Source organism: Streptomyces sp. IBSBF 2435, from assembly GCF_036815005.1.
Lineage (GTDB): Bacteria > Actinomycetota > Actinomycetes > Streptomycetales > Streptomycetaceae > Actinacidiphila.
In genome coordinates this window covers 24,300-34,392 of sequence record NZ_JAJSYW010000052.1, presented here as the reverse complement: position 1 = coordinate 34,392, position 10,093 = coordinate 24,300, and the positions used below count along the sequence as shown (strand labels likewise).

Genomic DNA, 10,093 nt, shown 5'->3' with positions numbered 1-10,093 from the left:
GTGCGCCTTCCCCAGGCGTGGGGGTGTGCGGTTCCCTTCGGCAAGGGGGTGCCCACCAGGGGCGCGGGGAACTGCGCGCTCAGCCGTCCACCGGCCGGTGGTCCGGGACGGACCGAAGAGACCCTTCGGGTCGGTGACGACCCGCGCCCCGGTGGTGGGCTTGTCGCGCAGTTCCTCGCGCCCCTGCGGGGTGGTGGCGGTCCGTCGCCATACGATGGCGAGCGGCGGGTTGCGCGCGCAGTCCCTCGCGCCCCTGGGGCGGGCGCCCAGTTTCAGGCTCCCCCGTGCGGGCGGCGCAGATGCTCGCGCTACTGGCGGTGCGGGTGATACGTAGAGCGGGGCTCCGGGGCTCGCCCGGATGACGCCGGCTCAGGAGGCAGACATGGAACGGCTCTCACGCAGAACGCTCACCGCGGCGGCAGCCGGCGTCGCCGCCGCCGCGGCGCTTCCGCCGGCGGCGCACGCGGCCCAGGGCGCGGACGCGAGCGGTGGCGGCCCCCACGGACGCCCGCCGCACAGGGCGGAGCTGCGCGGCATGTGGATCGCGACCGTCGCGAACACCGACTGGCCCTCGGCGCCGGGCCTGGCGCCCGACGTCCAGCGCCGCGAACTGCTGGACCTGCTCGACCTCGCCGTCGAGCGGCGGCTGAACGCCGTCATGTTCCAGGTGCGCCCCACCGCGGACGCCTTCTGGCCCTCGCCCTACGAGCCGTGGGCCGCGTACCTGACGGGGACCCAGGGCCGCGACCCCGGCTGGGACCCGCTGGGCACCGCCGTGCGCGAGGCACACCGCCGCGGGCTCGAACTGCACGCCTGGTTCAACCCCTACCGCGTGGCGAACAGCGCCGACCCCGCCCTTCTCGCCCCCACCCACCCGGCGCGGCTGCACCCGGAGTGGACGGTCGTTTACGGCGGCAAGCTCTACTACAACCCCGGCCTGCCCGAGGTCCGCCGCTTCGTGCAGGACGCGATGCTCGACGCGGTCCGCCGCTACCCGGTCGACGCGGTCCACTGGGACGACTACTTCTACCCCTACCCGGTCGCGGGCCAGGTCTTCGACGACGACGCCGCCTACGCGCGCCACGGCGCCGGCTTCCCCGACCGCGACGCCTGGCGCCGGCACAACACCGACCTGCTGGTACGCGAGACCGCCGCGCGTATCAAGGCCATCCGCCCGGGCACGCAGTTCGGCATCAGCCCCTTCGGTGTCTGGCGCAACGCCGCCACCGACCCGCTCGGCTCGGCCACGGCCGCCGGCGTACAGACCTACGACGACCTGCACGCCGACACCCGCGGGTGGGTCCTGCGGGAGTGGATCGACTACATCGTGCCGCAGGTCTACTGGAACATCGGCTTCGCCGCCGCCGACTACGCCGTCATCGTGCCGTGGTGGTCCGATGTCGTCGCCGGCACCCGGGTACGGCTCTACATCGGGGAGGCGCTGTACAAGGCCGGGGTCGCGGGGCAGCCCGCGGCCTGGCAGGACCAGGCCGAGCTGTCCCGGCACCTCACCTTCGACGCCGGCCACCCGGAAGTACGCGGGAACGTCTACTTCTCCGCCACCCAGGTCGCCGCCGATCCGCTCGGCGCGATGAGCCGGGTGGTCGCCGACCACTACCCGACGCGGGTGCGCACCCCGGCCTGATAAAACCGGTCGAACGCCCGGGCGGCGCCCTGTTACGGTCGGTGACGTGGCGAAACTGAACCAGATCATCGCGGTCGAGAAGGGCGTCAAGGCCAAGGCGCAGCAGGAGTTGACGGCAGCTCAGCACGACCTGCAGAAGCCCGCGCTGCTCTCCGGCATATCCAGGACCTACCAGCCCAAGGACGAGGAGGGTGAGCAGCTGCCGCCCGAGTCGACCAGGGTGCAGGTCCAGGCGGAGGGCGCGCTGCGGGCCACCGTGGACGCGCTGACCCGGCTGTTCGACGTGACCGCCACCAAGGACTGGGCCAACTGCGAGGCGCGCGCCGATGTCACCGTCGACGGCCGGGTGGTCGTCGCGGCGGTGCCGGTGTCGTATCTGCTCTTCCTGGAGAAGCAGTTGACCGACCTGCACGGCTTCGTACGCCGGCTGCCGGTGCTCGACGCCGCCGAGTCGTGGACCCTCGACCCGTCCAGCGACGCGTGGAAGACCGAACCGGTGCGGACCATCCGTACCAGGAAGGTGCCGCGCAACCACGTGAAGGCCGAGGCGACCGAGAACCACCCGGCCCAGGTGGAGGTCTACTACGAGGACGTGCCGGTCGGTTACTGGACCACGGTCAAGTTCTCCGGCGCGCTGCCCGCCCGCCGGGTGAACGAACTCCTGTCCAGGATCGAGAAGTTGCAGCAGGCGGTGAAGTTCGCCCGCGAGGAGGCGAACGGCGCCGAGGTCACCGACCAGCGGGTCGGCGACGCCGTGCTCGGGTATCTGTTCAGCGGCTGATCCCACCCCCAAGACCCCCCTCCGCCTGTGTGCGGAGGGGTGCGCGAGGAGCGCAAAGCTGAAACTGAAGTTCGTCGTGAGCGACGCGGGTTCGCCGTCAATCTCAGACTCTTGCTCCAGACTCAGCATTCGCCGCCGCTCGCCGTACCGACCGGCCACGGTCCGGGTCGTCAGGTGCCGGTTCGAATCCGGTCCGCCGCTCTCCTTTCCTGCGGCGGTAGTTCAATGGCAGAACGAGACGACATGACGATTGAACCGTCGGCACGACAGGCACGGTGAGGCCTTCGGCGGCATCACCAGGGACCCGGAGGATGGACAAAACCTCCGGGTCCCGCTCCTTGTCCCGCCGCGGTCGCGCGCCCGGGACGGCTCCCCTCCCGGCGGCGGTCTCCTTGAGCACATCGAGGAAGGCCGCGGCAGGTGGCCGCGCAGGGTCTCCTCGATCCGCCGGCTGCTGGCCACCCACGCCTCGTCGGCGACGTCCGCGAGCGCCAACTCGGCCCGGCCGGCCAGCCGGTGGCCGGCGGGGAGCGCGAGCCGTATCGGGTCGTCCAGCAGCGGGACCAGGTCGAGGCGCTCGAAGTCGGGGCCGCCGCCCCTGGCGCGTACGGTTCTCGACCGGCTCCTCTCGCACCCGGGACCGGCGACCGCGGACCTGGCCCGTATCGCCTACCCCGTACCGGCGGGCGGGCGGGGCCGGTAACGGGCGGTCCCGGTCCGGCGCTGCGGGGCCGACGGGTCGGGCCGGGGGCGCGCAGGGCCTACGCTGAGGGATCATGCACCGATTCAGTACGCCGTGGGGCGACCTCGACCTGACCCGCTACCCGGCGGAACCCCGAGAGCAGCTGCGGGCCTGGGACGCCGCGGACGACTACCTGCTGCGGCACCTCGCCGAGACCGCCCCCGCCGCCGGCGGCACGACCGTGCTGCTCGGCGACCGCTGGGGCGCCCTGACCACCGCGCTCGCCGACCGGCACCCGGTGCAGATCTCCGACTCCTTCCTCGGGCAGCAGGCGACCCGGGCGAATCTGCGCAGGATCGGCGCCGAGGACGCGGTGCGGCTGCTGTCGCCCCGGGACACCCCGCCCGAGCGGGTCGATCTGCTGGTGGTCCGGGTGCCCAGGAGCCTGGGCCTGCTGGAGGACCAGCTGCACGCGCTGGCGCCCGCGGTGCACCAGGACACGGTCGTGGTCGGCGCAGGCATGGTCACCGAGATCCACACCTCGACACTGGCGCTCTTCGAGCGGATCCTCGGCCCGACCACCACCTCGCTCGCCGTCCGCAAGGCCCGGCTGATCCACTGCACCCCCGACCCCGCCCTGCCCCGCAGCTCAGGCCCGTGGCCGCTGCGTTACGCCCTGCCGGACGACGTGGGCCCGCTGTCGGGGCGTACGGTCACCAACCACGCCGGCATCTTCTGCGCCGACCGGCTCGACCTCGGCACCCGGCTGCTGCTCGCCCACCTGCCCCGGCGGCAGGGACCCGACCGGGTGATCGACCTGGGCTGCGGCAACGGCGTCGTCGGTACCGCGGCGGCGGTCGCCAACCCCGCCTCCGACGTGCTCTTCACCGACGAGTCCTACCAGGCGGTCGCCTCGGCCGAGGAGACCTTCCGGGAGAACGCCGATCCGGGCACCGCGGCGGAGTTCCTGGTCGCCGACGCGGCGACCGGCGTACCGGCCGCCAGCGCCGACCTCGTACTGAACAACCCGCCCTTCCACTCCCACCGCGCCACCAGCGACAGCGGCGCCCGCCGGATGTTCGCCACCGCACGGGCCGCGCTGCGCCCCGGCGGTGAGCTGTGGGTGGTCGGCAACCGCCACCTGGGCTACCACGTACGGCTGCGGCGGCTGTTCGGGAACTGCGACGTGGTGGCGTCCGACCCGAAGTTCGTGATCCTGCGCGCGGTCAGGCAGCCGCCCCGGGCGCACTGACGTCAGGCGGCCTCGACGGCCGCCTTGATCCGCCCGGCGAAGGCGGCGGCGTCCCTGCGGGCGGCCAGCAGGGCGAGGCCCACCAGGAGTCTGCCGACGCCGTGGCCCTCCAGGACGTTGAAGACCGTCACCCGGGTGCCGCCACCGGGCAGCGGCGCCAGGTCGTAGCCGCCCTCCTTGGACGTCACGGTGTTCGTGGACAGCTCGGTCCAGCGGATTCTGGTCGGCGGCTGGAATTCGCTGATCCGGAATTCGCGCCTGGTCGTCATGCCGGCGTCCTTGACGGTGCTCGCGTAGACGGTGCCGACCGCCGTGGGGCCGTCCGTCGTCCTGGTGATCTCCTGCACCCGGGGGCTGAACTCCGGGTCGTGGGTGCCGTCCGCGAGGTAGGCGAAGACCTCCTCGATGGGGCGGTCGATCTCGGCGGTTCCCTCGAATCTGCCGGCCATGTTCTCTCCTCTTCCTCCTGCGCGCGCATACGCCCGGTCGGGCGTGCGGGCATCGTCGCAGAGCGGCCGGGCGGAGAACGGCAGGCTCGCGAGGCGTGCGGCGCGGCCGCGGGCGCCGCAGTGGGCACGCCGGTCGTGGCGGGGCGTGCCGCCGACCGTATGGGGGAGTGCGGTGCGTCGGCGGCGGGCCGCAGGGGTTCCCCGGCGAGCGTCCGCTGCGGTGGCACCGCCGTGCACCCGGCGGTGGCGGGTGGGCGACCGGGGGCCGGCTGGCGATACCGGCGCCTGCGTCCGCTGATCCCTGTGGGCGGCAGGGGTTCCTGGGCGGGTCCGCCGTGGCTTTGCCGCCAGTCACCTGGCGGTGGCGGGTGGGTGGCTTCGCCACGTCCGCCGCGGCTGCCTGGGGTCGGCTCCAGCCGTACGAGGCCGAGGCCGCCGCGCTGGCCGGAGTGCCCGCGGAGCGCCGCGCACTGTTCGCGTACTGCCTCACAGGACGCGGCCTACGCGTGGCGCCAGATGCTCTTCCACCTGTCGCTGTGCGATCCCGCCGAGCAGGCCCGGGTGATCGCCGGGCTCGACGAGGAGGCGGCCCGCTTCCCCGCCCATGTCGCGGCCCGCCTCGCCCCCGCGCTGACGGGCCTGCGCCAGGCCGCGGCCGGCGCGGCACCGGACTCTTCCGGCGGGCGCCTCCTCCTCGGCTGGACCAACCGGTCCCACTGGCTCGCCCAGGCCCCCGGGGGCTCCCGGCACGCTGAACCGCGAACGGTTCACGGCGGGAGCCGACTGAGCGCTCCAGCCGGCGCCGTTCTCCCGTCCGGGCTCAGGCGTCCGGGTGTCGGCACGGCTCCGGGTCAGCGCGGGGTGAGGACGCAGAACTCGTTGCCCTCGGGGTCGGCCATGCACGTCCACGGGACGTCGCCCTGGCCGAGGTCGACGTCGGTGGCGCCGAGGGCCCGCAGCCGGGCCGCCTCCGCGGCTTGATCGTCACCGGGGTACGGGCGGAGGTCGAGGTGGGTGCGGTTCTTCACGGTCTTCACGTCGGGCGTGCGGAGGAACTCCAGGTACGGTCCGACCTCCTTGGCGGAGCGCAGCACCGCGTGATCGTCGGTCACCTCGTGCAGGGTCCAGTCCATCGCCTCGCCCCAGAACCGCGCCATGGCCCGCGGGTCCACGCAGTCGACCGCCACCGCGGCCATCGGCCCGGTGTCCCGGTAGACCTCCCGCGGCTCCAGCACGCAGAATTCGTTGCCTTCGGGGTCGGCCAGAACCGTCCACGGGACGTCGCCCTGGCCCACGTCGGCGGGCGTCGCACCGAGCGCCCGGAGCCGTTCGACCAACTCCGCCTGATGGGCCGCAGAGGTGCTGGCGAGGTCGAGGTGCACACGGTTCTTCACCGTCTTGGGTTCCGGGACCCGAAGGACGTCGACGAAGATGGCGGCGGGGTCGGGGTAAGCGATGCCCACGGGTTCGATGTTGGTCACCCCGGGCCCCTCGCTGTCAACACCCCAGCCGAGCGCCTCCGCCCAGAACCGGCCGAGCGCGGAGTCGTCCCGAGCGTTCATCGCAATTTGCACCAGCCGTGTCGCCATTCCGCCGACCCTACGTACACCGCCCTGCGACGACAAACGCATATCCGTCACCAGGCCCGAGCCCGCCTCGCCCGCTCCCCGTCAGGGCAGGGCGAGCACGCAGAACCCGTGGCCCTCGGGGTCGGCCAGAACCGTCCACGGGACGTCGCCCTGGCCCACGTCGGCGGGCGTCGCACCGAGAGCCCGGAGGCGTTCGACCAGCTCCGCCCGGTGGGCCGCCGAGGTGGTGGCGAGATCGAGGTGCAGACGGTTCTTCGCCGGCGTCCTGGCCTCCGGGACGGTCACGATGTCCACGCAGACGGTGACCGGGTGCGGCCAGGCCATGCCGCCGACGGGGGCGACGGAGGTGGTCGCCGGTCCCTCGGCGGCGACGGTCCGGCCGAGCGCCGCCGCCCAGAACCGGCCGACCGCCGAGGTGCCACGGGCCTTGATGTTCACCTGGACAGGTCGCAGCGCCACGCCGTCGATCGCGTGCTCGCGCTCTGCAAAGCCTTCCGCAGTGCCGGGTGCAAGTTTTTGCATAAAAGTGCGGGTCGCCGTATAGTCATGCTCTCGACGAGGAGGGTTCGATGGCGTTGCGGGCGGCGGTTGCCGGGGCGAGCGGGTATGCGGGCGGGGAGGTGCTGCGGCTGCTGGTCGGGCACCCCGGGGTCGAGATCGGGGCGGTGACCGGGAATTCCAGCGTCGGTCAGCGGCTCGGCGGGTCGCAGCCGCATCTGCTGCCACTCGCGGACCGGGTGCTGGAGACCACCTCGGCCGAGGTGCTGGCCGGGCACGACGTGGTCTTCCTCGCGCTGCCGCACGGGCAGTCCGCGGCCGTGGCCGAGCAGCTCGGCGACGACGTGCTCGTGGTCGACATGGGCGCCGACTTCCGGCTCAAGGACGCGGCGGACTGGGAGCGTTTCTACGGCTCCCCGCACGCCGGCACCTGGCCGTACGGACTGCCCGAGCTGCCCGGCGCCCGGGCCGCGCTGGCCGGGACCAGACGGATCGCCGTACCCGGCTGCTACCCGACGGCCGTGTCGCTCGCGCTCGTACCCGCCTACGCCGCCGCGCTCGCCGAGGACGAGGCCGTGATCGTCGCCGCGTCCGGCACGTCGGGCGCGGGCAAGGCCGCCAAGCCGCATCTGCTGGGCTCCGAGGTCATGGGGTCGATGACCCCGTACGGCGTCGGCGGCGGCCACCGGCACACCCCCGAGATGATCCAGAACCTCAGCGCCGCGGCCGGCACCCGGGTCGGCGTCTCCTTCACGCCCACCCTGGCGCCGATGTCCCGCGGCATCCTCGCCACCTGCACGGCCAAGGCCCGCCCCGGCGTCACCGCCGCCGACGTCCGCGCCGCCTACGAGAAGGCGTACGCCGACGAGCCGTTCGTCCACCTGCTGCCGGAGGGCCAGTGGCCCGCCACCGCGTCGGTCCACGGCTCCAACGCCGTCCACCTCCAGGTGGCCTACGACCAGGACGCGCGGCGGATCATCGCGATCAGCGCCATCGACAACCTGGCCAAGGGCACCGCGGGCGGCGCGGTGCAGAGCATGAACATCGCCCTCGGGCTGCCCGAGGGCACGGGACTTTCCACGATCGGAGTCGCCCCATGAGCGTGACCGCAGCGAAAGGATTCCGGGCGGCGGGTATCGCCGCCGGGATCAAGGCCAACGGGAACCCGGACCTGGCCCTGGTGGTCAACGCCGGGCCGCGCCGCGCCGCCGCGGGCGTCTTCACCTCCAACCGGGTGAAGGCCGCCCCCGTGCTGTGGTCGGAGCAGGTGCTCAAGGGCGGCGCGGTGACCGCCGTCGTCCTCAACTCCGGTGGCGCCAACGCCTGTACGGGACCGCAGGGCTTCCAGGACACCCACGCCACCGCGGAGCGGGCCGCCGAGGTGCTGGGGCACAGCGCGGGCGAGATCGCGGTCGCCTCCACCGGTCTGATCGGCCTGCTGCTGCCGATGGACAAGCTGCTGCCGGGTATCGGGCAGGCCGCTGCCGAACTGTCCGAGCACGGCGGCGAGAAGGCCGCCATCGCCATCAAGACCACCGACACCGTCCACAAGACCGCGGTGGCGCAGGGCGAGGGGGGCTGGACCGTCGGCGGCATGGCCAAGGGCGCGGGCATGCTCGCGCCGGGCCTGGCCACCATGCTGGTGGTGCTGACCACCGACGCCGACGTGGACACCGCGACGCTCGACAAGGCGCTGCGGGACGCCACCCGGGTCACCTTCGACCGGGCCGACTCCGACGGCTGCATGTCGACCAACGACACCGTGCTGCTGCTGGCCTCCGGCGCCTCCGGTGCCACCCCCGGCTACGACGACTTCGCCGACGCGGTCCGTACGGTCTGCGCCGACCTGGCCCGGCAGCTGATCGGGGACGCGGAGGGCGCGAGCAAGGACATCAGGATCGAGATCGTGGGAGCGGCCAGCGAGGAGGACGCGGTCGAGGTCGGCCGGTCCGTCGCGCGCAGCAATCTGCTCAAGTGCGCGATCCACGGCGAGGACCCCAACTGGGGCCGGGTGCTGTCCGCGATCGGCACCACGTCTGCCGCCTTCGAGCCGGACCGGCTGAGCGTGGCCATCAACGGCGTGTGGGTGTGCAGGAACGGCTCGGTCGGCGAGGACCGCGACCTGGTCGACATGCGCTTCCGGGAGGTCGTGATCACCGCGGACCTGGCCGCGGGCGACGCGTCGGCGGTGATCTGGACCAACGACCTCACCGCCGACTACGTCCACGAGAACAGCGCGTACAGCTCATGACGGCCCGCAAGCACTCCGCCCTGCCCAAGGCGCAGGTGCTCATCGAGGCGCTGCCCTGGCTGACCCGGCACAACGGCCGGGTCGTGGTGATCAAATTCGGCGGCAACGCCATGGTCGACGAGGAGCTGAAGGCCGCCTTCGCACAGGACGTGGTCTTCCTGCGGCAGGCCGGCCTCAAGCCGGTCGTCGTGCACGGCGGCGGCCCGCAGATCAACGCGCAGCTCGACCGGCACGGCCTGGTCAGCGAGTTCAAGGCCGGGCTGCGGGTCACCACGCCCGAGGCGATGGACGTGGTCCGGATGGTGCTGGCCGGGCAGGTGCAGCGCGAGCTGGTCGGGCTGCTCAACCAGCACGGCCCGCTCGCGGTCGGCCTGACCGGCGAGGACGCGCACACCATCACCGCGGTCAAGCACTTCCCGGTCATCGACGGCGAGGCCGTCGACATCGGGCGGGTCGGCGCGATCACCGCCATCGACACCGGCGCGATCGAGGCGCTGCTCGCCGACGGCCGTATCCCGGTGATCTCGTCCATCGCCAGGGCCGCCGACGACGGGCACATCTACAACGTCAACGCCGACACCGCCGCCGCCGCGCTGGCCGCGGCGCTCGACGCCGAGACGCTGATGGTGCTCACCGACGTCGAGGGCCTGTACGAGGACTGGCCCAACAGCGACGACGTGATCAGCCGGCTCACCGCCACCGAGCTGGAGAAACTGCTGCCCGGCCTGTCCAGCGGCATGGTCCCGAAGATGCGCGGCTGCCTGCACGCGGTACGCAACGGCGTGCACACCGCCCGCGTCATCGACGGCCGGGTCCAGCACGCGATCCTGCTGGAGATCTTCACCGACGAGGGCATCGGCACCATGGTCGTCCCCGACCTCCCGCCGGCGCCCGCTGCCGAGCACGTACCGGAACAGGCAACCGCAGAAGGGGGAACACGGTGACC

General features: G+C 73.0%; 9 protein-coding genes and 1 pseudogene. 6 read left to right on the top strand and 4 right to left on the bottom strand.

All coding sequences use genetic code 11. The features are described from left to right. The first annotated feature begins 382 nt into the window (after positions 1-382). Complete coding sequence (locus tag V7E46_RS13040) at positions 383-1,645, top strand: glycoside hydrolase family 10 protein (protein WP_333768555.1); 1,263 nt, start codon at positions 383-385, stop codon at positions 1,643-1,645. 46 nt (positions 1,646-1,691) lie between these two features. Next, the gene (locus tag V7E46_RS13035) at positions 1,692-2,426 is read left to right on the top strand and encodes a DUF7873 family protein (RefSeq protein WP_329180601.1); all 735 of its coding nucleotides are present in this window, start codon (positions 1,692-1,694) and stop codon (positions 2,424-2,426) included. Between the two features lie 222 nt (positions 2,427-2,648). Here V7E46_RS13035 and V7E46_RS13030 read toward each other — a convergent pair whose 3' ends face one another. Continuing rightward, a complete protein-coding gene (locus tag V7E46_RS13030) occupies positions 2,649-2,969 on the bottom strand; it encodes a hypothetical protein (RefSeq protein ID WP_333768557.1) in 321 nt (106 codons plus the stop codon). A gap of 233 nt (positions 2,970-3,202) precedes the next feature. Here V7E46_RS13030 and V7E46_RS13025 point away from each other — a divergent pair, with 233 nt between their 5' ends. Further along, positions 3,203-4,360, top strand: coding sequence for a methyltransferase (locus tag V7E46_RS13025; protein ID WP_333768554.1), 1,158 nt, complete (start codon positions 3,203-3,205; stop codon positions 4,358-4,360). 2 nt (positions 4,361-4,362) lie between these two features. Here the strand turns inward: V7E46_RS13025 and V7E46_RS13020 are convergent, their stop codons facing one another. The 3 genes and pseudogenes from V7E46_RS13020 to V7E46_RS13010 form a co-directional block, all read right to left on the bottom strand. Further along, complete coding sequence (locus V7E46_RS13020; protein WP_329180607.1) at positions 4,363-4,809, bottom strand: SRPBCC family protein; 447 nt, start codon at positions 4,807-4,809, stop codon at positions 4,363-4,365. Between the two features lie 851 nt (positions 4,810-5,660). Next, on the bottom strand, positions 5,661-6,398 hold the full coding sequence (locus V7E46_RS13015) for a VOC family protein (RefSeq protein ID WP_333768553.1): 738 nt from the start codon (positions 6,396-6,398) through the stop codon (positions 5,661-5,663). Positions 6,399-6,491: 93 nt separating this feature from the next. Continuing rightward, positions 6,492-6,857, bottom strand: a pseudogene (locus V7E46_RS13010) (VOC family protein); the annotation flags it as partial. Between the two features lie 110 nt (positions 6,858-6,967). Between V7E46_RS13010 and argC the strand changes: the two are divergent. From argC to argB, 3 genes are read left to right on the top strand one after another with little or no spacing between them, the layout of a single operon-like run. Next, on the top strand, positions 6,968-7,996 hold the full coding sequence (gene argC / locus V7E46_RS13005) for an N-acetyl-gamma-glutamyl-phosphate reductase (protein WP_333768551.1): 1,029 nt from the start codon (positions 6,968-6,970) through the stop codon (positions 7,994-7,996). After that, a complete protein-coding gene (argJ, locus tag V7E46_RS13000) occupies positions 7,993-9,147 on the top strand; it encodes a bifunctional glutamate N-acetyltransferase/amino-acid acetyltransferase ArgJ (RefSeq protein WP_329180611.1) in 1,155 nt (384 codons plus the stop codon). The genes argC and argJ overlap by 4 nt, the downstream gene beginning before the upstream one ends. Then, on the top strand, positions 9,144-10,091 hold the full coding sequence (argB, locus tag V7E46_RS12995) for an acetylglutamate kinase (protein ID WP_333768550.1): 948 nt from the start codon (positions 9,144-9,146) through the stop codon (positions 10,089-10,091). Before argJ ends, argB begins: the two co-directional genes overlap by 4 nt. The last annotated feature ends 2 nt before the right edge of the window (positions 10,092-10,093 follow it).

Bases quoted from the DNA above. Each gene is read 5' to 3' on its own strand.
- argB (WP_333768550.1), top strand. From the start codon at position 9,144: ATGACGGCCCGCAAGCACTCCGCCCTGCCCAAGGCGCAGGTGCTCATC.
- V7E46_RS13025 (WP_333768554.1), top strand. From the start codon at position 3,203: ATGCACCGATTCAGTACGCCGTGGGGCGACCTCGACCTGACCCGCTAC.
- V7E46_RS13040 (WP_333768555.1), top strand. From the start codon at position 383: ATGGAACGGCTCTCACGCAGAACGCTCACCGCGGCGGCAGCCGGCGTC.
- argC (WP_333768551.1), top strand. From the start codon at position 6,968: ATGGCGTTGCGGGCGGCGGTTGCCGGGGCGAGCGGGTATGCGGGCGGG.
- V7E46_RS13015 (WP_333768553.1), bottom strand. From the start codon at position 6,398: ATGGCGACACGGCTGGTGCAAATTGCGATGAACGCTCGGGACGACTCC.
- argJ (WP_329180611.1), top strand. From the start codon at position 7,993: ATGAGCGTGACCGCAGCGAAAGGATTCCGGGCGGCGGGTATCGCCGCC.
- V7E46_RS13020 (WP_329180607.1), bottom strand. From the start codon at position 4,809: ATGGCCGGCAGATTCGAGGGAACCGCCGAGATCGACCGCCCCATCGAG.